Below are 21,076 nucleotides of genomic sequence, written 5' to 3'. Positions count from 1 at the left end.
GATCTCCTGCCATCTACCCGTGTCGCGCCAAGCGTAAAAATAGCCCTGAACCGTCGAGTATGGCGGGAACTCCTTCGGCAAGGCTCGCCACTGGCAGCCGCTCGACAGAATATAGAAGATCGCCTGCACGATCTCGCGCAGATTAACCTCCCGCGGCCGGCCCAATCGCCGTCGCGGCGGCATCTTCCGGGAGATCAACGCCCACTCTGCATCGGTCAGATCACTTGTGTAACGCAGTCCACTGCGCTGATACTTGATACGAGCGGCTTTGGTCCACGGCATGGTGTCCTCCCTCGAATCTTTGCAAATCCGAAGGAATCACAGGCCCGCTTAAGCCGCTCACCTTTTTCGGTCAGGCTCTGAGGAGCTTCCATTCCCGAAAACAGCGACCGACGCTCGCCGCCCAATATAAAGAGATTGCCAATCAGAATCTTACTGGGACGATGCGCCTCTGCGAAGAGTCCAATCGCGGCGATCGTGCGCGGGCAGCTTCTCAGCTCTGTGAACCGGTGCGACCGGCCCCGATCCGCCATCTTTTCCCAACCACGTCGCCGTAACAGACTGCCTCAACGGGTCCGTCTCAAACTAAGGATGTTTCATATCTGGCGATTGCCAAGCGGCGCGACCCGGCAGCCCTTTAGGGTTGAAGACCTCGTGTCTTTTCGCATTTAGGTTGCGATATTTTCCCGGTCCGATGCGACAGGATTCCTTGCGTTGTTGGGACGCACAAAGCCAGCTAGTATTCTTCAATTGATTTGCTGAACGCTGTTTCCAGTCGGAGTATTTCCGTGGCTAGGCGAGCAGTATCCCGTGATGATTTTAAAGGCTTGTTCGCGCTCTTTGCATTCGCGGCGCAACACAACGAAAACCACAACGGTGCGTCTCGGCTGCTCCACCTGTTCATGTCCAGCCGATATATTCCTGATGACCTTCTCGATCTATGGTCAGAGTGCGCCGAGGCAACTGGTCCTGAAACTATAGGCGAACAACTCTGCCTGCGCGCTCACGCCGTGGCTGACGGCAGTTCGAGCTACGACCATGCCAGCGCATTTCTGCACGCGTTGCTCAAGGCGCTCGATCAAACACGGCACTGAGCCTTCGTCGACCTGACCACTTGCTGACCTTGTGCCTGATCGCTCCGAACGACTACACCGTTCACGACGACGGCAGCCGCGTTCGGCCGCATCCGAGATGACCAGTCTGCTTAGCCCCTAGAAGCAGACCAGGTACAGACGGCCCAGTACGGACGCGAAGGGCCAGCTCCGGACATTCCTTGGAGCCGCAGTCCCCGGCTCTGGAAGGTACTTGCGAAGTCCACTTTACCCCGATGAGCTGACATCGCGAGTGTCAGCTGCAGCAGGATATCGGGTGCCAAGCTTGCGATCGAAGGTTCGTGCCTCTCGCCAGTGGAACCCGAATTGCGCTTGTTCTGTTAGGTATAGGGCGCGGCCCCCAACCAGTAAGATTTCCGAGCGAGCCCTGTGCCCAAGATCCGCGTTTCAATCCAGGAATTGCAGCGTCGAGCGTTGTTAGAAGTGAGAAGCAGCCCGGCTGTCATAACGTCCTGGAGATAGCGATCAATCGCGTTGCAAAGCACGCTGAAAATAACTGGTCGCTCTGTGTGATCGTAGCGGGCGCGGCAGATGCCAATACCGCCGCGCGCGCCGCGGTTCACGTCCAAACTGTTTTGCGCCGGGACTATGATCTGCTGACGGATTGATCTGCAGTCCATCAAGGGAAGGCGGAGATCAAATGGACCGCGAGTGTCCGCTTTGCTGCGCATCACGGACGCAATGCGGACATAGCGCGAGGTCCAAAAAAGGTGCCACTTTCGGACCAAACGACCACCTCGTCGGCATGCGCGGGGAATGTCGCGCATCGTCTGTCTCGGCGGGGCGTGCTGGCGGAATTCCAAGACGCCAGCTTCCAGTAGCTTGTGCGCATCATCGTGCAGAACGCGACGATCGCGGTCCGGGGCATAGTTCGCGCACACTCTTCCGACATCGCCGCGGCGTTTGCCGCGCCCCGGAAATTGGAACTCCCTATGATGTTACCCATACGCATTTTGCAATTGTGCCGCGTAGCGCTGGAATCTAAGTCCTCAATGATCCTGCGAGACAAAAATTCACCTCGCGATCGCGTGTGTTTGGAGTTCAATTTTTGACATTGAGAGCTTCCGCAGCTGAATTGGATTTCGGGGTGCGAAGCGTAGGCGGATTCAAACAAAGTTCGAGGTTGCCGCCCTATGCCGCTCGAAATGCGATGCGGCGGATGGTTCGCGGCGGGCTACAGTGACGCTTCCCAGCGGGATTGGTAACCGACTTTTGGCAGCACTACCGGCGGCGGATCTCGATCTGCTGGCACCCGACCTAGAGATGGTCGCGCTCGATCGGGACGCGGTCGTCTCGCGGGCGGGTGACCGGACCGAGCACGTCCTCTTCCCTCATAGTGGCGCCATTTCTGTGATGATCGACATGGCGAACGGGCAGACGGTCGCCAGCGCCGCAATAGGGCGCGAGGGAGCAGTAGGCACTCTTTCCGTGCTCGGGCCGTCTCCTGCGGCCGTTACCGCCATCGTTCGTGCCGCGGGCACCGCCTCGCGGATCCCCGCATCGCGATTCCACGCCGCTTTCAGCCGGAGCCCCGCGATCCGTCACGCAGTCCAGATTCACTTCAAGGCCATGCTGATACAGCTACAAATCGGCGGGGCCTGCAATGCGCTGCATCCAGTCCAAGCTCGCATGGCGCGCTGGCTGCTCCATCTTCGCGACCGCGTCGACCACGACGTCCTCCCGCTCACCCAGGAGGCGCTTTCGCAAATACTGGGTGTGCGACGAACGACGGTGACGCTCCTGATGCGGAATCTGCGCGCTTCCGGAGCCATCATATCTGAACGGCGAGGCGAAATCGAGATCGACCCTTCGCGGCTCGCAGCGCTGGCGTGCGAATGCCGCGACACCATGCGTCTCGAAATCGAGGGGATCTTCTCTATGAATGCAACCCAATCTCGCGTTTTGGTTCTGCCGACGCAGTAAATGAAACGAGCGATGTAGCCGCTTCGGCGCGGCCGGTGAAGTCGGCGAAGACGGTGCTGGATAGGGGATCCTTCGGGCCGATCAGGCCGCCGCCCCATGCCTTGGGCGGGACCTCCTACCTAATGTCCGTTGCGGGTCACGAGCCGTGCGGTGAGCAAATCAAGTCGGCTCTGCCTTCGATAGGAGACCTCAGCAAGACCTCCTACATTTGTCGAGACGGGCCACAAGCTGACATCCCGAGCATCGATCGAGTGTCGAAAGCTAGGTGCCTGTCAGTTGTTCCCTTTCAATTCGCTTGACTGAATAAAGTCCCACCAGCTTAGGCGGTTGGCGATTGTTTGTTCACCTGTCAGACTAGACCTGTCGAGACGCAGATTGTTTTGGAAATACGTCGGTATCCACGGCAGATCGTGCTCAATGCCTCTCGTGATCGGCTCGTCGGTACTCTCGATTGCGACTTCGTTCCAAGTTATGTTGGTACCAAGCGACCCTTGGAGGTCGTTGCGGTCGACTTCGATCACGCTGCTCGGGTCCCTCATGTCCGCAAATGTCACTAGGTCCGGCAGATCGTTGGGACTGATTTTGTGCCCGCATCTCAACATATCCTCGCATTGTCGCCATCGTCGCAAATGCGGCCGGGCACGCCCCGGACCGACGGACCGAACCATATTGGAATGCCCTCCCAAACAATCCAGCAGCCGCCGGGGCCGGTATTGAATATATGACAGGGCTTGCCGTGCACCGTGATGCGCGTTCGCCCGGCTGCGAATTTCTCGCGAGCTACGGCGGTCGTTGTAATGACGGTGATCGCGATCAATCCAGTCGACAAGAACTTGATTGCGGTCATTGAGCTTGTCCTTTTGACCCTGATGGGGGCTGCGACCTTAGCCTGTTTCCGGAGCCAGTGGAGGACCGGATGCGCTTGCTCGTCCGCATCCTGCCTGACGAAGCTCACTGTAGGTAACGGCAAGGAGCTATTTGCCCAATCGTCGCAAAGAGTGGCGTTTGGCCCCGGAACAAGGCCAAGACGCCGCGGCTCTGTGATTTATTGAGTCTCAAGCCGCTCACGCCACACGACCTACGACGGACGGCGGCGACCTTGGCAGGTGATCTCGGCTTTGACGACGTATGGATCGCGAAGTGCCTCGAGCATGCCGTCAGCAAAAAGTCGGAGCAGAACACCACCTCGTCCAGGCCGATTTCGGGCATGCCGAGAGCCTGGCTGAATGCTCTCGCTTGCGATCAGGCTGAAGGTCTCGCGATCTTCCATGGCCATGTTGACCTCCCGGATGTTGTCTTCTGGAGTCAACGGGAGGACGATGGGTCCGTTCCTGGCTGAAGCCTCGGTGGCCTTGTTCTGGATGAGTGGAGTTCGAGGATGGAGCTGACCGATCTGGAGCGCGAATTTTTGAGGAAGCTGCTCGGCGAATCCTGGGTCAGCCCGCCGATGTTCGACCATGAGATCGTGGCACGGCTGGTGGAGCTGGGTCTCGTGGAAACCGAGCCGCTTCCATCCGGCGATATCGAATACCGGATCACTAACGCGGGCCGGGCGGCGGCCGCGTAAACGCAATTCGGCCAGTTAAGGCTGGCTCCGCTCAGCTATCTGAACGGCTGCGAACCAAGCGATGCCGGCTCTTATCCGAATCACAATTCCGAGACGGCCCTGGCCGAGGTGGCGCTGACCGTCGGCTTCTGCACCCAAGCGCATTTCTCGACCGTCTTCAAACGGATCACGGGTGACACGCCCGCGCGCTGGCGTTGCGCCAGCCGCAACGCATCGGCTTCGTCCAGGCTCTCCGGCGGCGATCCGGCTTCGACATACAAGGCCGTATCTCACGTGCTGCCCGCGGACTTCTCGTGCATCATGCGAAATGAGAAACACAAGGGGTTCGCGAAATACTTTGGCCGCGAGATCGGCAATGCTGTGCGTGTTAGGTGACTGAGACCCCCAAGTCACAGCTCGAGCCTCCCTCCTCCCTGGGCATACGAGCATTTTAGGGCCGTCCTCCCCCAAAGGACGGCCCTTTTTTCGACCGCGCAGCGCGATCGACGGCATCGCCTCTTCGGAACTTGGCGAGGCTAGTCGCTCAGGTGACGCGCAGCCCAGGCGCGGACGCCCTGAAGACTCCTGAAATCATCCAGCGAACGAGCCGGAAGCGCGGGTTCGATTTCCGCAGCCATGCCGCTGAGCGCCTGTCCCGGCCCGAGTTCGAGAAACCCCGTCGCGCCCGCTTCGACACAGGCTTGCAGGCAATCCGTCCATTGCACGGTTTGCGAGATCTGTGCGGCAAGTTTGTCGAGACCGCTCTCGAGCGAGACGACCGGAGCGGCATCGATTCCGCTCAGAATGCGCGCTCCACTCCTCGGCGGGAACACCACCGACGCCAGGCGCAAGGTCTCACGAAAGACGGCAGACGCCGCGGCGAGCCGTTTGGTGTGAGAGGCCACCTCAACCGGCAACGCGACGATCCTTGCGGCGTGCATCGCCCGCGCGTCTTCGGCAATCCCGCCCAGCCCCTCACGGACACCGCCGATGACAAAGGCATCGCCGGGATTGACGATGGCGATCGCTGCGCCGTGACGCTCGCAAAGGCGACCGACTTCCTCTCGCGAAAGACCGCGGACGAAGATCAGCCCGTCGCCGACGCGCGTGGCCGCATCCATAGCCTCTGCGCGGCGTGCCACGAGATCGAGCGTGGCGGTCGCATCGAGCAAGCCGCCGATACCCCAGGCCGCGACCTCGCCGACACTATAGCCGGCAATGATCACTCCGCGTGGAATGACATCTGCGAGCGCGCGCGCCGCGGCGAGCGGCTGCAAGGTGCAGAGAATCTGGCCCGTACGGTTGCGGTGCAGGGCCTCATCGGGTTCGCCGCGGACGAAATCGCGCGGATCTCTGCCACCGAGCAATGTCGCCGCGTGCGCAAACAGGTCCGCGGCTTCCGGCGCGCCGCCCGTGAGGGCGAACATGTCCCGATGCTGTCCGCCTTGTCCCGAGCAAAGGATTGCAAGCGTCACGGTCGCGATCTAACCGGGAAAGAGCATGGCGATCGCAATCGCCAGGGTCACGACGCTGACTCCGGTGCTGGCGATGACCATCGATCCCACTGTCGCGGAATCCAGCCGGTAGTTGACGGCAAACAGGATGCCGAAAAAGCCCGAGGGCACCGCAGCAAGCAGAATGGCAGTCTTCGCGGGATCAGGCGCAATCGGAATGAAGTGAGTGACCGCAATGGCCAGCAGCGGCCGAACGACATCCGAGGCCGCCGTTGCGGTCACGATCCTCCAATCCGGCCGGAACGATTGTGCCGACAGAATCGCCCCCGTGAGAAACAGAGCGACACCCGCGGCGGCGCTCCCGATCAACGCCAGGCATGCATGGGCAAGTGCATCAAGGCTCACGTCCGACAGCGAAAGCAGGATGCCTGCCAGTACGACCGGTTTGGTGATCGCGCGCCGGACTGCCGTCAGAATCTGCCGCATCGACAATTCGGAGCCCTGCGCCCTGCTCGCACCCATTTCCACCATGATCAGCGTCAGCGGGCTGATGAGAATCGACCCCGTTGCCAATGCGACCGCAACCGGGACGGTTCCAGCGGGACCCAACACAGACGACAGGATCGGAAGTCCGACGCCGGCAAGGTTCGGAAAGCCGATCGTCAAGGCCTGCAGCGACGCATCGGACCGGGACGCCTTCGAGAACCTGCGCGCGGCGCAATACCAGGCGACATAGAGCAACAGCATCGTCACGCCGAGCACCATGGAGAGCGGGACCTGTTCGATCATCTCGCGGCGCGAGGCCGAAGCGGTCGCGGCGAACAAGGACGCCGGTAGCGCGAAATCCATCACCAGTGCGTTGAGGGCGTCGACGTGAAGATTGTCGACGATATGAAATTTTCCGGCGGCGTATCCCAGCAACAGAACGAAGAAGACCGGCACCAGCGCCATCAGGATCGCGTTGGACATCATGGAATCGGCCTTTCATGGGCATCGACGAAGAGCGTCATAGCGAGCAGGTCGGCCGATCCACCCGGGCTGAGACGGCGAGCGACGAAGCTTTCGTGGATCGATCGCGCCCGCGCACGCCAGCCGGACGCGCAGACGCCGCCTAAAGCGATGAAGCGACGTGCTGCGTCATGCGCAAAGCGAAGGCCGTCGAGCCCGCCGCGATGCAGGAGGTTGGTGTCTTCGACGGAAGCGATCAGGGCAAAGCACGCCTCGACCCGGGCGGCTTCCGTATCCTCCACAACGACAGTTGCTCTCCGCAGGGCCGGCAAGCCGATCCCGTAGATGCTGGGAAATCCCCTTGCGGCCTCGATACGCGCACCACCCGCGCGAAAGCGGCGGCGGGCCACGCTGCCATGGCTGTGCAGCAGCAACGGACCATCGAGTATGCTGTCGCCCCAGAGGCGCGCCACGACATCGCCAAGCGGAAGCCAGGGATCAACCAACCCGCCGGCTTTCGCGCCGGCCGCCGCGCACAGCAGGCCGAGCCCGAAGATCGCGCCACGGTGCGTGTTGACTCCCGACGTCGCCGCGAGCATGGCGCGCTCCGCCTCGAGGCCAATGATCCGCAGCCGCCCCATGCCGCAGCCAAGCGCACCCACATCGGCCAATCGTTGCAGATAAGGCCCGATGGCCGCAGCGCTGCGACGAAACGTGCCCGCATCCATGTCGTCGTGACTGCCGTTGTCGACATGGCTCACCAGCCCCGGCTTCGGCCAGGTTTCGAGCTCCTTGACGAGACAATCGGTGGCGACGGTGCCGATTGCGGAGACAGGCGCCGCCTGCGCCCGGCGCAGCGCCGGCCGTTCCACGCCCCTTGCGGCCGCGGTGATCATGATCCCCTGGCCCCCGAAAGGAATTGATGCCTGCCGAGCAGGACCACGCGCTCAATGCTCTTGACCAGAAGCTCGCTCGCGCCGCCGTAGACTTCGCGCCAGTTCACCGCAGCGCCGTCGGCGCCCATCAGCTCGCCATCAAGCCGCATCGGCGCGCTGGTCTCGATCGCAGCGACGTCGGCGACGAAGCGATCGATGTCGGTTTCGCTTCGAAACTCGAACAAGACATCGAGATCGGAACGGCCGGTGACGTAGTCGAGCCCGGTCAACGATTGCCAGGCCAGGCTGCCGAAGACGCGCGCGTCCACCGAATGGCGAAGCGCCAGCCCGTCGAGCCGGTCGAGCGTCGGCCACCAGTTGCGCGGCGCGTAAGCCCGCGCCTGTTGCAGCGACGGCGGCCTCGCGACCGAGGCGACGTGGTCGATATCAACCAGGAGCGAGACCCGTTTCTTGCCGGCAGAAGGCGGCAAAGGAAGGCCCAGCGCGAGGCCGGTTGCCTCGTGTGGCAAAGCGCGCCGGCTGATCGTCGGCCACCGCATTTTGGGCCAGCGCGCGAGAAGGGAATCGGCCGCGAGATCGTCGCGCGCATCCAACATCGCGCGCCACCCCGCGGGGCTGACGAAGACGAGGTCGTGACGACCGGGTGGACGCTCACCGTACTTGCAGGGCCAGGTCACGAACACGCTCCGCGATCTCGGCGGCCTTCAACCGGCCGCCACGCTCCTTGCCGAGCGCATCCCGCCGGTCCTGCGCGGCCGGCATGTCGGCGAGCAACGCCTCCAACTGGTCGGCGAGCGAAGCGGCATTGCTCCATGTCATGTGGACGGCGCCCATTTGCGCGAGATTGGACAGGCCCGGTGCGAACACCGGCGTCGACTTCGCCTTTTCCTGTAGCGCCTCCATCGGCAGCTTGGTCACCTTCGCCATCGACGGCAGGTCCATCACTGCGGGATCGGCTCCGGGCAGTCCGACCAGCACACGCGTTGCAAGGCCTGTCGCAAGCAGCGCACCCGCAGCCGAGTGGCCGTACAGAACGCCGATGGTCGGGCGGCCATTCATGTCCGCGTGGATCAGCACCTTCGCCAGATGCGCGAGAAACTCGTTCAGCCCGAGCAGCTCGTCACGCTTGCTCATGCGCTGGCTGTCGCTGTCGACGAGCACCAGAATCGGCCCGGAGTCCCGGCCGATTGACTCCAGGACATGGCCGGACAATTTGATCACCTCGTCGACGCCCAGCGCGATCCGGTCCGCAACGCCAAGGACGAGCATCCGACAGCCGGATCGCAACGTCGCCGAGCCGAGGATGATGCCCTTGTCGCTCCTCACCTCGTGGCCGTCGGGAAAGAGTGAGGCGATGATATCATCGTGCGTCATGGCTGGTCCTCCCGATCCGGTTAGCAAGGGCAATGAACTGGTCGGCCGGCAGCTCGGGCACGGCTTGAGCGTCCGCGATGCCTTCCGCGGTCCAGATGTCGACGGCATCCGCGCAGGCATCGAAGCGGCGCAGCCGGCCGGCAAGCCGGCCCTGCTCGGCCTTCAGCCTGTCGAGACCGAAAGGTCCGACCAGGCAGAGCAGCTCCAGCGCAGCCTCGCGAAAATCCTGCATATTGTCGTCGGCAAAGACATCGGCGGCGCCGAGCAGACGGCGGTGCTTGCCGCCCATGGTCCGCCAGACCAGGGCGCGATCGCGCGAATCGAACTCCTCGACGCCGCGATTGGTCTCGATGACTTCCGGGCCTGACACCGCGATGCGCCCCGGCTCCGAGACGGCGAGCGCGGAGCAACAGCCCGCGATCAAGCCGCCGCCGCCGTAGCATCCGGACCTGCCGCCGATCAGGCCGATGACCTTCACGCCGGCGGCGCGCGCTTCCATCACGGCGCGCATGATCTCGGCGATGGCAAGCTCGCCGGCATTGGCTTCCTGCAACCGGACGCCGCCTGTATCGAACAGGATCAGGACGGGGACCGAGCCGATCTCGCGCGCGGCGCGGAGCAGCCCGGTCAGCTTGGCACCGTGCACCTCGCCGAAGGCGCCGCCCATGAAGCGGCCCTCCTGCGCGGCGACGAACACCGGCGAGCCGTCAACGCGGCCGTGACCGACGACGATACCGTCGTCGAACTGCTCGGGAAGATCGAATATCCTCAGATGCGGACTGACCTGGCGCTGCTCCGGTCCGATGAACTCGACGAAGCTGCCGGCATCGAGCAGCAGTTCCAGCCGCGTGCGGGCTGAGGCCTCGTAAAAGCTGGTGCTGTACGCCCTTGCGGCTGGGGTGAGATCCTTGAGCGGCCCGGTCATTGGCCGTTCTCCGCGATCAATCGCACCGCCTGTGCCAGCCGGAGCGAGACCGTATCGGGACGCGCGCCGCCGTCATTGATCGAGAATTTCAGCCCGCCGGGCGAATAGCGCTCGACGAAATCGTCGATCACCACACTCCAGACCTCGCCGAAGCCGACCGCCGCGGTCTTGATGTCGACTGCGCATTCGGCATCCGGCAGCACGCGCTCCACCAGCACCTCCAGATTGCCCGAGGCGACCACGCCGACAATCGCGCTTCGTCTGGCGCCGTCCGCGCGGGCGCGAACCCGATGTCGAAAGCTGAGATCTTCCATGGCGCGTCCTCACCAGTTCCTGAATTTCGACGGGGGTGCGTACAAGCCGCCCGACCAGCGCACGAGATCCTTGATCGAGCGCGCCGCCAGCAGGCTGCGATCCGCATCGAGCGGATTGATGCCGAGATCCTCCGGCCGGAGGATCACGCCGCGCTCGCGCAGGCGCGCGACCATGCCGTAGTCGCGCCGACGGCCGACGTCGGTGTAACCGGCAACGCCGCGGATGGCCTGTTCGCGTTCCTGCGCGGTGCGGCACAGCAACAGGTTCGCGACGCCCTCCTCGGTGACGATGTGCGTGACGTCCTCGCCGTAGATCATGACCGGCGCGAGATCGAGCTTCAGCTTCTCGGCGAGCTCGATCGCATCGAGCTTCTCGACGAACAGCGGCACGTTCTTGTCTCCGAACGTCTCGCCGATCTGCACCACCAGCTTGCGGCCACGGCGCATCAGTGCCGAGCCGTCGGGATCGGCCTCCACTCCGGCCTTCAGCCAGGGCTGGCTCGGATGACGCCGCCCGCGGGCATCCGCTCCCATGTTCGGGGCGCCGCCGAAGCCTGCGATGCGCGAGGTGGTGACGGTCGACGAATTCCCTTGCAAATCAATCTGCAACGTGGAGCCGATAAACATGTCGCAGGCATAGAGCCCGGCGGTCTGGCAGAAGGCGCGGTTGGAACGGAGCGAACCGTCAGGGCCGGTGAAGTAGACGTCGGACCGGGCACGGATGTAGTCATCCATGCCGACCTCCGACCCGAACGAGTGGATCTGCCGCACCCAGCCGGACTCGATCGCGGGAATGAGCGCGGGATGCGGATTCAACGCGAAGTGGGCCGCGACGCTGCCCTTCAGCCCCAGCCTCTCGCCGAATGTCGGCAGCAGAAGCTCGATCGCGGCCGTGCTGAAGCCGATGCCGTGATTGAGCCGCTGCACGCCATAGGGCGCATAGATGCCCTTGATCGCCAGCATCGCGGTCAGGATCTGACCTTCCGTGATCGCGGCCGGATCGCGGGTGAACAGCGGCTCGACGAAGAAAGGCTTGTCGGACCTGACGATGAAGTGGACGCGGTCCGCCGGGATGTCGACCCGCGGAACGGTCTCGACGATCTCGTTGACCTGGGCGATCACGACGCCGTCCTTGAACGCCGTCGCCTCGACCACGGTCGGGGTGTCCTCGGTGTTCGGCCCGGTGTAGAGATTCCCCTCGCGGTCGGCGCTGACGGCGGCGATCAGCGCGACGTGCGGCGTGAGGTCGATGAAGTAGCGGGCGAACGGTTCGAGATAGGTATGAACCGCGCCCAGCTCGATCTTGCTGCCGAACAACATGCGCGCGATGCGCGCCTATTGCGGCCCGGAATAGGCATAGTCGAGCCGCTTTGCGACTCCGCGGTCGAACAGGTCCAGATGCTCCGGGAGAACGACGCCCGACTGCACCATATGCAGATCGTTGACCTTGGAGAGATCCACCGCCAGCAGCGCGTGGCTAAGCAGGTCGGCCTGCTTCTGGTTGTCGCCCTCCAGGCAAACCCGGTCGCCCGGCCGGATCACGGCCTCCAGCAGGCCCGTGACGTCGCGTGCTTCAACGACCTTGCCGCGGGCAAGGCCAGCCCCGGCGGCAACGCGGGCATCACGCGCGGCACGGTTGTTCTGCCAGCTCGTCATGACCTCTGCTCCTTTGCGGCGCTGGCCCCGCTCCAGAGCGATCCCGGATTGGCACGGTTGGGATGGAGCTTGAGCATCGCCTCGTAGAATTCACGCGGCGATGTCGTCGTCTTATCGAGTCGGTTGAAATCGGACAGGTATTGGCGGGTCTCCGCGATGTTGCGTGGATCGTCGTCATTGTCCGGCTTCTTGTGTCCGGCCAACACGAAGCGCGGCTTCAAGGCCTCGAGCCGGCCGAGCGCGGCGATCCATTCCAGCCGGCTCTGTGTGTCGGCTTCGGCCAGGTAAGGATGAATACCGTTGTACACGGTGTCGCCGGCGACGATCAGGTCGAGAGATGGGACGTGAAGGGCGGTTGAGCGCGCCGTATCGGTTCGTCCCATGTCGATGACGACGAGCTTGTGTCCCTCGAGCGTGAGCTCGCCTTCGAGGGGCTCAGCCGCGACCAGGCGCTGTGCGATCTCTCCCGGAAAACGCTTGCGCCAGAAGCCGTCGAGCGATTCCGGCGAGAGCTGCGCCTTCATCTCGTCGACGACCTCGGGAACGGCAACGGCCTTTGCGTGCGGAAAGCGGCCGAGCAGCGGCGCCAGACCGAAGAAATGATCGCCGGGCCCGTGCGTGATATAGATCGTGGTCAGATTTCGCTCACATGACGGGACCCAGTCCAGCAGCGTCTTCGACTGCCCGGCGGTAAGCAGCGTGTCGACGAGAACCGCATCCCGCTCGCCGTAGATCAGCGTCGACGAATTTGCGCCCCACATCAGCTCCGGATTGCCGGACGGCAAGTCGCGGCTCAGGCCGGCCCGCTTCACCGTCGTCACCTTCCAGCTCAGGGCGGTGCTGGTCGTCTCGATCACGTTCATCGGAATTCTCCGGATGGGATAGTCGGGCCGGCGGGAGTGCTGTCTCTCCCGCCGCCCTTCTTTCTGCCGATCGTGCGTCAGGGCGGGCGAAAGCGTGGTCAGCGCGTGGCCGGCTGCTGGATGCTGCGCGCCGCGCGGGCGATGACCGCCGCCACTTCCTTCGGGTGCGACTCGTAGACCGAGTGGCTGGCGCCCGGGATCACCGTTGTCTGGCTCTTGGCGCGCTCGTAGTACCATCGCTCCAGATCCGGATTGATGATCTGGTCGCTGCCGGCGACGATGCCCCAACTCGGCTTGGTCTTCCACGCCGCCGCCGTCAGCGGCGTGCTGAAGACCTGGGTCGCGGCCGGAACCTGCGAGCGCGCGACGAACTCTGCGCGCTCGCGCGGCAGATCGGGCGCGAACAGTTTCGGGAATTGCACGGGATCGAGATAGGTGAACTTGTCGGGCGTCACCTTGATGACGCCTTCGGTCTTGCCGAGCACGCTCGGCGTCTTCTTGCCCAGCGCCGATTCGTCCTCTCCGACGTCGGGCGCATGTGCGGCGACGTAGACGAGACCGACGACGCTCGGATGAACGCCGGCCTCGGTGATGATCGAGCCACCGTAACTGTGACCGACGAGAAGTGTCGGGCCATCCTGCAGATCGAGAATGCGCTTGGCCGCCGTGACGTCGTCGGCGAACGAGGTCTCGGGCTCCTGCACCATAGTGACGCGGAAGCCTTCCTTGGTCAGGATCTCGTAGACCGGCTTCCAGCCGGACCCATCCACCCAGGCGCCGTGCACCAGGACGATGTTCTTCAGGGGTTCTGCGCGCGCGGGAGCAACGGTTGAGAACAAGGAGAGAGCTGCGGCAAAGGCGAGGCCGGCGTTGAGGTGTTTCATGTCGGGATCACTCCGGGTTGGAATGAGGCGACACTAGTTTCGAGGCTTGCTTGCGTATTTCGGCAAACAACTATCCTTGCCACTTCGCACGCCGGGACACGCGAGCTGCGACGATCGCTGCTCGAGCATCCTCCGGACGCGGCCCGGTTGAGCGATGCATTTCCAACGGCGGGCCCGCGTCATGCACACTGACATTCTTGACATGATCCCTCGCAAGCGTGAACGGCCGGCGTTCGGACACGAAAGACGATCGATACGCTCTCTGTCATTCACGACCATGTTCCTGACATCGCACGAAATCCAAGCATAGGATCGAACAATGACATCCATCGCAAAGTGCCAGGTCGCCCTCTTCGTCCTGCTGTGCGCATCAGTACCTGCCCATGCCGGACCTGCACGGATGACATCGCGCAAACCCAGGCCCAGCTCGACCTGGCGATAGAGAAGGACGCGGGCTCCCACAGCTGGAAGCCGGAGAGCCTCGACGCGCTGCGCAGCCATCAACCGACGCCGCGCTCGCTCGCGCAAGCAGAAGGCGGCAACGGCGTCGACTTCACCGACGCGCTCGATTCCCTCGATCGCGCGCGCACCGCCAATCGCAGCGGCGACATCGCCGCGTGCAGCCGGGAGATCGCACACGCGCGGGCCATCCTGAGATAGCGACGGCCGCCTCAGGGCCGGTGGCGAGCCGACGCGTCGACGTGGTCGCGAGACAGAATGCAACGCGCGACGCGCCGGATGCGCCTCGTCGTCGTGCAGCCTGGTAGCAGGACGTGCGTTCTGGAAATACCCGCGCTCGGACACCTTTCTATTGTTCGATCGCAGTCAGCCGGAGTCTTGTTCCATGCGAAAACAGCATCCATCAAACGACGCCGGCGCACGGGGATCCGGATCGCACCGGTTCTCCATCATCCACTCCGGTGCGATGCTTGCGGCCGGCATGCTGTGGCTGGTCCCGGCAGCGGCCATCGCCCAGACAACGGTGCCGGGAATGCCGGCCGGCATGCTTGCGACATCGCCGCTCAACCCGCAATCCACCCGCCCTGTCGGTATTCCGTTGGGATCGACCGAGATCGCAACGCCCGGCGTCTCTCCGCTCAATCCCGCGCAAAGAACGACCGCCTGCGCCGGGTCCGGCAATGCCGCATCCTCCGGAGCCTTGTTCGACGGCGGCGGGCTGTCCGGCCCCTCATCGACCGATTGCGCCGGCACCACCGCAGCGGCCTCGTCCCTGCCCTCGACATCGACGGTCGGACGCGTCGGAATTCCGCTGGGCTCCACCGAGATCGGCGGCGCCGGAATCAGTCCGACCGTGCCGGTGCCCGGCCCCACGTCCTTAAGCGGCGCAACGTCGATCGACGGCTCCGGCAATCCCTGAATCAAGGAGGATCATCACCGTGAAACGCAACCTCACCATTGCACTCGTTGCTCTCGCTGCGATCCTGATCGGCGCAGGCCTCTGGTTCTTCGGCACCGACCGGAAGCCGGCCGTGGCAGCCGCGCCCGTGCCCACCGCCGTGCCGGTGGTCGCCGCCAGCGTCACCGGCAAGGACGTTCCGATCTATCTGCGCGGCATCGGCACGGTGATCGCCTACAACACCGACGTCGTGCGCAGCCAGATTCAGGGACAGATCATCAAGATCGCCTTCGCCGAGGGACAGACCGTCAAGGCCGGCGACCTGCTCGCGCGGATCGATCCGCGCCCCTACGAGGCGCAGATCGAACAGCTGACGGCCAATCGCGACAGGGACCAGGCGCAGCTCGCGAATGCCGAGGCCAACCTCTCCCGCTACAATCAGCTCGGCGACAAGGGCTATGCGACCCCGCAACTGATCGAGACGCAGACGGCGCAGGTGGCGCAACTGAAGGCCGCCGTGAAGGCGGACCAGGCCCAGATCGACGAGGCCAACGTCCAGCTGAGCTATACGCGCCTGTCGTCGGCCGTCCCCGGCATCACCGGCGTTCGCCAGATCGATGTCGGCAACGTCATTCATCCGACCGATCCCAACGGCCTCGTCGTCGTCACGCAGATCGAACCGATCTCGCTGCTGTTCACCCTGCCGCAGGCAGATCTGCCCGTGATCCAGGAGCATGCCGCGAAGGGCGAACTGAAGGTCATCGCCTACAGCCAAGACAACAAGACGAAGCTCGACGAAGGCACGCTGCTGCTGGTCAACAACGAGATCGCGGGAACAACCGGCACCGTCCAGCTCAAGGCGGTGTTCCCGAACCATGAGCACCGGCTGTGGCCGGGCCAACTGGTGAACGCGCGCCTGCTGCTCGATATCCAGAAGGGTGCGCTCACCGTCGCCGGCTCGGCCGTGCAGCAGGGACCGAACGGCAGCTATGTCTATGTCGTGACCGACGGCCAGACGGCCACCCTGCGTCCCGTTCACGTCGTACAGATCACCGATGGCCAGGCCCTGATCGACCAGGGACTGAAATCAGGCGACGTCGTCGTGATCGACGGCCAGTACCGACTCACGGAAGGCAGCCGCGTTCGCGAGCTGCACGGCAAGGCCGCGCGCGAAGCCGACCTGCAGAGCGCCGTGCAGGATGCGATCCCATGAACCTCTCCACGCCCTTCATCCTGCGGCCGATTGCAACCGCCCTGCTGATGGCGGGCTTGCTGCTGTGCGGCCTCGCGGCCTATCCGCTGCTGCCGGTCGGCGCGCTGCCGAACGTCAATTACCCGACCATCCAGATCTCGGCGCAACTGCCCGGCGCCGATCCGGGCACCATCGCCTCGTCGCTGGCGACGCCGCTCGAACAGCAGCTCAGCCAGATCCCCGGCGTCACGCAGCTCACCTCGTCCAGTGCGCTCGGCGTGGCCCAGCTCACAGTGCAGTTCGAGCTGTCGCGCACGGTGGACAGCGCAGCGGTGGACGTGCTGGCCGCGATCAATGCCGCAAGCCCTTTCCTGCCGCCGAACATCCCCTACCCGCCGACGATCAGGAAGGTGAATCCGGCGGAGACGCCGATCATGCTGATCGCGTTGACGTCGGACTCGCTGCCGCTGACCAGGGTCGACGCCTATGCGGAGAACATCCTGCTGCCGAAGATCTCGCAGGTGCCGGGCGTGGGTCTCGTCGGCATCGGCGGCCAGCAGAAGCCCGCGATCCGTATTCGCGTCAATCCGCAGGCGCTCGCCGCCCGCGGCATCGGCCTCGAAGACGTCCGCAACGTGATTGCCGGCGCCAACGTCGACCTGCCCAAGGGCACGCTCAACAGCCCGCGCGTCACCTATACGCTGAACACCAACGATCAATTGCTCAAGCCCTCCGCCTATGAAGACCTCATCATCGCCTATCGCAACGGCTCGCCGGTGCGGATACGCGACATCGGCACGGCGATCGAGGGGCCGGAGAACGACCTCCTGGCCGGCTGGTACGGCAAGGATCCCGCCATCATCCTGGCAGTCCAGCGCGTTCCCGGCGCCAACGTGATCGAGACGGTCGACCGCATCAAGAAGCTGCTGCCGCAGCTCCAGGCCTCCGTTCCGCCGGCGATCAAGGTAACGATCGCCGCCGACCGGACCGCCACCATTCGCGCCGCAGTCTCCGACGTTCAATTCACGCTGATGCTGACGGTCGCACTGGTGGTGATGGTCATATTCCTGTTCCTGCGGAATTTCTCGGCCACCATCATCCCGGCGATCACGGTTCCTCTGTCGCTGATCGGCACGTTCGCGGTCCTCTACGTGCTTGGCTACAGCCTGGACAACCTCTCGCTGATGGCGCTGTCGATCGCGGTGGGCTTCGTGGTCGACGATGCCGTCGTCGTCATCGAAAATATCGTACGTCATCTCGAGCAGGGCATGACGCCGATGGAGGCCGCGCTCAAGGGGTCCAGCGAAATCGGCTTCACGATCGTCTCCATCACCCTGTCGCTGATCGCTGTGTTCATCCCGCTCTTCTTGATGGGTGGTTACGTCGGCAAGCTGTTCCAGGAGTTCGCCGTCACGATCACGGCTTCGCTGCTGCTGTCGCTGGTCATCTCGCTGACGCTGACGCCGATGATGTGCGCGCGGCTCCTGAAGGACAAATCGCGGAAGAAGCACGGCCGAATCTATATCGCTTTCGAACGCGGTTTCGACGCCCTGCTTGCGCTTTATGCGAGCGGCCTGCGAATCGTGCTGCGCCATCGCTTCGTGACGCTGCTCGTGATGCTCTCGACGATCGCGCTGACCGGCTATCTCTACGTGATCATTCCGAAGGGCTTCTTCCCGCAACAGGATACCGGGCAGATCGTCGGCATCACCGAAGCCGCACAGGACATTTCCTTCCCCGCCATGTCCGAACGCCAGCAGGCGATCGTGGAGATCCTGTCGAAGGATCCGGCAATTCAGTCGGTGGCGAGCTATATCGGTCCGGGAGGTCCCACGGCGACGCTCAACCAGGGACGGATATTCATCGTCCTGAAGCCGAAGCCCGGGCGCAAGGCCAGCGCCGACCAGATCATCGAACGCCTGGGACCCCAACTCGCCCATATCCAGGGCATCAGGCTTTACATGCAAGCCGCCCAGGACATCACCATCGGCGCACGCCTGTCGAAAACGCAATACCAGTACACGCTGGCGGACGCCGATTCCAACGAGCTCACCAACTGGTCGGCGATCTTCCTCAAGAAGCTCCGCGAGCTCGACCTCATCACCGACGTCGCGAGCGACCAGGCCAATGCCGGTCCGCGGCTGGAGGTCACCGTCAATCGCGAGGTTGCATCGAGCTTCGGCATTCTGCCCACGACGATCGACAATGCCCTCGACGACGCATTCGGCCAGCGCATCGTCTCCACGATGTTCACCTCGCTGAACCAGTACCATGTCGTGATGGAGGTCGATCCGCGCTTCCAGTACGGGCCGGAAGCGCTCAAGGACATCTACCTGAACTCGGCTACCGGACAGCAGGTCCCCCTGAGCACGCTGGTTCACAGCGTCATCAAGCCCGCGCCCATCCTGATCAACCACCAGAGCCTGTTTCCGTCGGTCACGATCTCGTTCAACTTGCGGCCCGGCGTCGCGCTCGGCGATGCGGTGACGGCGATCCAGAACATCGAGAAGAGCACGGGCAAGCCCGCCTCGCTGTCGACCTCGTTCCAGGGCAACGCACAGGCCTTCCAGTCTTCCCTGCGAGGCACACCGCTGCTGATCGGGGCGGCGCTGATCGTGATCTACATCATCCTCGGCGTGCTTTATGAGAGCCTGATCCATCCGATCACGATCCTGTCGACGCTGCCGTCGGCCGGCATCGGCGCACTGCTGCTGCTGCTGGCGGTCCACATGGATCTCAGCGTCATCGCCATCATCGGCATCATCCTGCTGATCGGCATCGTCAAGAAGAACGGCATCATGCTGGTCGATTTCGCTCTCGAGGTGGAGCGCCAACACGGGCTCAGCCCGGAAGAGGCGATCTACCAGGCCTGCACGCTGCGCTTCCGCCCGATCCTGATGACGACGATGGCGGCGCTGCTCGGCGGCGTGCCGCTGATGATCGGTTCCGGTACCGGCGCGGAGCTGCGCCAGCCGCTCGGCTACACGATCGTCGGCGGCCTGATGCTCTCGCAGATCCTGACGCTCTACACCACGCCCGTCGTCTATCTCTATCTCGACCAGCTCAGCAACTGGCTGACCGAGCGCAAACAGCGGGCGGCCGCGACACCCACTCCATCCACGACCAAGGCAGATGCGAAATTGAGCCATGAATCCGCTTGAGAAGCTGACCGCCGGCATGACAGCGGAGAAACTGGTGACCGTCACGTCCGAGATGACGGTTCGCCATGTGGTGCCGGGAATGCCAGCCGTCTACGGCACGCCGATGATGATCCTGCACATGGAGATAGCCGCGGGATCGGCCGTTCAACCATTCCTGCCGACGGGCCATGTCAGCGTCGGGATGATAAGTCAATATCCGCCACCTGGCGGCAACCCCGGTCGGCCGCGCGGTGCGTGCGATCGCGCGGGTCGTCGCAGTCGAAGCCAGGAGTGTCCTGTTCGAAGTCGAGGCCTGGGACGGCGGCCGCAAGATCGGCGACGGCAGCCACCGGCGCGGTGTTGTCGATGTCGCCGAATTCGAGCGGCGGTTCGGCGTGACGAAGCCCGCCGCTGAGATGGCCTAGGATCGCAGGCGGCAGGCAGCCCGATCGCGGCTTCGTGCGTTTTGACAAAGCGCCTGCGAAAACCAAAAGACCGCTCTTCGGCGGCGCGGTAGACCTCCCGCATGACGCTCGAACGCCTGGATGGCCCTAATTTCGTACAGCTCCAGCGATGGTGGCGCCGTCTGCTCCAAGACTGGGCCAAACAGGATCGCACTCCATTGTGGGCCTGGAGCAGCGTTGCACTTTACCTGCTGTCCTTCGCCTGGTCACTGCTCGGCTTCAATTCCACCACGATCGCTTTCGCCACCCTTCTCGCGACTTCGCTCGCGGCGATCAGTCTGACCAGGTGGTCAGGCGAGCATGGCCATCCGGCCGCCTATCTCGCCGAGGCGCAGAAGCTAGGGCAGGCCGGCAGCTTCGGCTGGAACGTCGTGACCGGAGAGCTCTTCTGGTCGGATGAAACGTTCAGAATCTTCGATCTCGCACCGACATCGCGTCCGTCGCTCGCCGTCGTCCTGAAGCGCACGCATCCCTGCTGCTGTTGGGGCGTCTTCCTCAGCTTCCCTCTGCCGTGGATCGCCTGCGCCAATGAGGACGACGTCGGTTTCGCGATCGGAAGCTGCTGACATGTTTTTTTCCTTCGTTGGGTGCTGCTGTTCCGGATGGCTCGATCAAGCCCGCACCGATTGCCGCGCCTTGGCGCGGAACGGCACCTCTGCTCCCGGCCGCAGGATCACGTAGGCACGGCGCCAGGACGAATCGTCGGTCAATTTCCAGCTGTGCCCCGAGCCGGCGGTGTCTTCGGCAAGCAGGACGTTGCCGGGGTGAATCAGGAAGTGGTGGCCGTCACGCGTCTGGAAATCAAGCGTTCCGCTCAGCGTGATCACGAGCTGCCGGATCGGCGCGGTGTGCCAGGCGAAAGCCCCGCCTGATTCCGTCTCCTGGAAGGAGACGCTGACGGCATCGATCTTGCCGGTCAGGAAATCGCCACGCTGGCCCGGCTCCAGCTCGATGAAGCCTTCCTCGAAATGCGAGCTGTTGTCCTCTCCGGTCCATAGACGCACACAACTGATCATCGTGTCTCTCCC

General features: G+C 63.7%; 22 protein-coding genes and 3 pseudogenes. 10 read left to right on the top strand and 15 right to left on the bottom strand.

Annotated features, from left to right (window positions below; translation table 11 throughout):
* On the bottom strand, window positions 1-282 hold a 282-nt coding region (locus BM118_RS19080; RefSeq protein ID WP_143099493.1), incomplete at its 3' end, for a transposase.
* Between the two features lie 506 nt (window positions 283-788).
* Between BM118_RS19080 and BM118_RS40525 the strand changes: the two genes are divergently transcribed.
* Together BM118_RS40525 and BM118_RS19070 are read left to right on the top strand one after the other, a co-directional pair.
* Window positions 789-1,094 carry a hypothetical protein gene (locus BM118_RS40525; protein WP_143099492.1) on the top strand — a complete coding sequence of 102 codons (306 nt, stop codon included), beginning with the start codon at window positions 789-791 and terminating at the stop codon, window positions 1,092-1,094.
* Between the two features lie 1,197 nt (window positions 1,095-2,291).
* Window positions 2,292-3,035, top strand: coding sequence for a Crp/Fnr family transcriptional regulator (locus BM118_RS19070; protein WP_092186997.1), 744 nt, complete (start codon window positions 2,292-2,294; stop codon window positions 3,033-3,035).
* Between the two features lie 272 nt (window positions 3,036-3,307).
* Here the strand turns inward: BM118_RS19070 and BM118_RS19065 are convergent, their stop codons facing one another.
* The 3 genes from BM118_RS19065 to BM118_RS41495 form a co-directional block, all read right to left on the bottom strand.
* Window positions 3,308-3,556 (bottom strand): hypothetical protein, encoded by a 249-nt coding sequence (locus BM118_RS19065; RefSeq protein WP_143099491.1) that lies wholly within the window; start codon window positions 3,554-3,556, stop codon window positions 3,308-3,310.
* A gap of 74 nt (window positions 3,557-3,630) precedes the next feature.
* Complete coding sequence (locus tag BM118_RS19060) at window positions 3,631-3,882, bottom strand: hypothetical protein (RefSeq protein ID WP_143099490.1); 252 nt, start codon at window positions 3,880-3,882, stop codon at window positions 3,631-3,633.
* 231 nt (window positions 3,883-4,113) lie between these two features.
* A complete protein-coding gene (locus BM118_RS41495) occupies window positions 4,114-4,311 on the bottom strand; it encodes a hypothetical protein (protein ID WP_177234430.1) in 198 nt (65 codons plus the stop codon).
* A 102-nt stretch (window positions 4,312-4,413) separates the two neighbouring features.
* Between BM118_RS41495 and BM118_RS41490 the strand changes: the two genes are divergently transcribed.
* Together BM118_RS41490 and BM118_RS19050 are read left to right on the top strand one after the other, a co-directional pair.
* A complete protein-coding gene (locus BM118_RS41490; RefSeq protein WP_177234429.1) occupies window positions 4,414-4,602 on the top strand; it encodes a hypothetical protein in 189 nt (62 codons plus the stop codon).
* A gap of 87 nt (window positions 4,603-4,689) precedes the next feature.
* A pseudogene (locus BM118_RS19050) lies at window positions 4,690-4,977 on the top strand (helix-turn-helix domain-containing protein); the annotation flags it as partial.
* Window positions 4,978-5,117: 140 nt separating this feature from the next.
* Here the strand turns inward: BM118_RS19050 and BM118_RS19045 are convergent.
* The 10 genes and pseudogenes from BM118_RS19045 to BM118_RS19000 form a co-directional block, all read right to left on the bottom strand.
* Window positions 5,118-6,056, bottom strand: a complete 939-nt coding sequence (locus tag BM118_RS19045) for an ACP S-malonyltransferase (RefSeq protein WP_092186994.1) — start codon at window positions 6,054-6,056, stop codon at window positions 5,118-5,120.
* A 9-nt stretch (window positions 6,057-6,065) separates the two neighbouring features.
* On the bottom strand, window positions 6,066-7,007 hold the full coding sequence (locus BM118_RS19040) for an AEC family transporter (RefSeq protein ID WP_092186993.1): 942 nt from the start codon (window positions 7,005-7,007) through the stop codon (window positions 6,066-6,068).
* The gene (gene mdcB, locus BM118_RS19035) at window positions 7,004-7,879 is read right to left on the bottom strand and encodes a triphosphoribosyl-dephospho-CoA synthase MdcB (RefSeq protein WP_092186992.1); all 876 of its coding nucleotides are present in this window, start codon (window positions 7,877-7,879) and stop codon (window positions 7,004-7,006) included. The genes BM118_RS19040 and mdcB overlap by 4 nt, the downstream gene beginning before the upstream one ends.
* Window positions 7,876-8,556 carry a malonate decarboxylase holo-[acyl-carrier-protein] synthase gene (mdcG, locus tag BM118_RS19030; RefSeq protein WP_092186991.1) on the bottom strand — a complete coding sequence of 227 codons (681 nt, stop codon included), beginning with the start codon at window positions 8,554-8,556 and terminating at the stop codon, window positions 7,876-7,878. The genes mdcB and mdcG overlap by 4 nt, the downstream gene beginning before the upstream one ends.
* Window positions 8,531-9,253, bottom strand: a complete 723-nt coding sequence (mdcE, locus tag BM118_RS19025) for a biotin-independent malonate decarboxylase subunit gamma (protein ID WP_092186990.1) — start codon at window positions 9,251-9,253, stop codon at window positions 8,531-8,533. Before mdcE ends, mdcG begins: the two co-directional genes overlap by 26 nt.
* The gene (locus BM118_RS19020) at window positions 9,240-10,178 is read right to left on the bottom strand and encodes a biotin-independent malonate decarboxylase subunit beta (RefSeq protein ID WP_092186989.1); all 939 of its coding nucleotides are present in this window, start codon (window positions 10,176-10,178) and stop codon (window positions 9,240-9,242) included. The genes mdcE and BM118_RS19020 overlap by 14 nt, the downstream gene beginning before the upstream one ends.
* Entirely contained in the window at window positions 10,175-10,492 is a 318-nt protein-coding gene (gene mdcC, locus BM118_RS19015; protein ID WP_092186988.1) for a malonate decarboxylase acyl carrier protein, read from the bottom strand. Before mdcC ends, BM118_RS19020 begins: the two co-directional genes overlap by 4 nt.
* A 9-nt stretch (window positions 10,493-10,501) precedes the next feature.
* A pseudogene (mdcA, locus tag BM118_RS19010) lies at window positions 10,502-12,148 on the bottom strand (malonate decarboxylase subunit alpha).
* Window positions 12,145-12,909 (bottom strand): MBL fold metallo-hydrolase, encoded by a 765-nt coding sequence (locus BM118_RS19005; protein ID WP_244550184.1) that lies wholly within the window; start codon window positions 12,907-12,909, stop codon window positions 12,145-12,147. Before BM118_RS19005 ends, mdcA begins: the two are co-directional and overlap by 4 nt.
* A 200-nt stretch (window positions 12,910-13,109) precedes the next feature.
* Window positions 13,110-13,895: an alpha/beta hydrolase gene (locus BM118_RS19000; RefSeq protein WP_092186986.1), complete on the bottom strand. Its 786-nt coding sequence runs from the start codon at window positions 13,893-13,895 to the stop codon at window positions 13,110-13,112.
* A gap of 363 nt (window positions 13,896-14,258) precedes the next feature.
* Here BM118_RS19000 and BM118_RS18990 point away from each other — a divergent pair, with 363 nt between their 5' ends.
* The 6 genes and pseudogenes from BM118_RS18990 (at window position 14,259) to BM118_RS18965 (ending at window position 20,614) form a co-directional block, all read left to right on the top strand.
* The gene (locus BM118_RS18990; RefSeq protein WP_244550175.1) at window positions 14,259-14,555 is read left to right on the top strand and encodes a flagellar export chaperone FliS; all 297 of its coding nucleotides are present in this window, start codon (window positions 14,259-14,261) and stop codon (window positions 14,553-14,555) included.
* Window positions 14,556-14,739: 184 nt separating this feature from the next.
* Window positions 14,740-15,273, top strand: coding sequence for a hypothetical protein (locus BM118_RS41485; RefSeq protein WP_177234428.1), 534 nt, complete (start codon window positions 14,740-14,742; stop codon window positions 15,271-15,273).
* A gap of 19 nt (window positions 15,274-15,292) precedes the next feature.
* Window positions 15,293-16,465 carry an efflux RND transporter periplasmic adaptor subunit gene (locus tag BM118_RS18980; RefSeq protein ID WP_092186985.1) on the top strand — a complete coding sequence of 391 codons (1,173 nt, stop codon included), beginning with the start codon at window positions 15,293-15,295 and terminating at the stop codon, window positions 16,463-16,465.
* Window positions 16,462-19,605 (top strand): efflux RND transporter permease subunit, encoded by a 3,144-nt coding sequence (locus tag BM118_RS18975; protein ID WP_092186984.1) that lies wholly within the window; start codon window positions 16,462-16,464, stop codon window positions 19,603-19,605. Before BM118_RS18980 ends, BM118_RS18975 begins: the two co-directional genes overlap by 4 nt.
* Window positions 19,592-20,009 (top strand): annotated as a pseudogene (locus tag BM118_RS18970) (thioesterase family protein). The gene BM118_RS18975 and the pseudogene BM118_RS18970 overlap by 14 nt, the downstream one beginning before the upstream one ends.
* 101 nt (window positions 20,010-20,110) lie before the next feature.
* Window positions 20,111-20,614 carry a hypothetical protein gene (locus tag BM118_RS18965; RefSeq protein ID WP_244550174.1) on the top strand — a complete coding sequence of 168 codons (504 nt, stop codon included), beginning with the start codon at window positions 20,111-20,113 and terminating at the stop codon, window positions 20,612-20,614.
* Between the two features lie 45 nt (window positions 20,615-20,659).
* Here the strand turns inward: BM118_RS18965 and BM118_RS18960 are convergent, their stop codons facing one another.
* Window positions 20,660-21,064: a cupin domain-containing protein gene (locus tag BM118_RS18960; RefSeq protein WP_092186983.1), complete on the bottom strand. Its 405-nt coding sequence runs from the start codon at window positions 21,062-21,064 to the stop codon at window positions 20,660-20,662.
* Between the last annotated feature and the right edge of the window lie 12 nt (window positions 21,065-21,076).

Origin of the sequence: Bradyrhizobium sp. cf659, from assembly GCF_900113725.1 — a bacterium.
Lineage (GTDB): Bacteria > Pseudomonadota > Alphaproteobacteria > Rhizobiales > Xanthobacteraceae > Bradyrhizobium.
The sequence above is the reverse complement of the archived record's forward strand: the minus strand, read 5'-3'. Positions and strand labels throughout refer to the sequence as shown.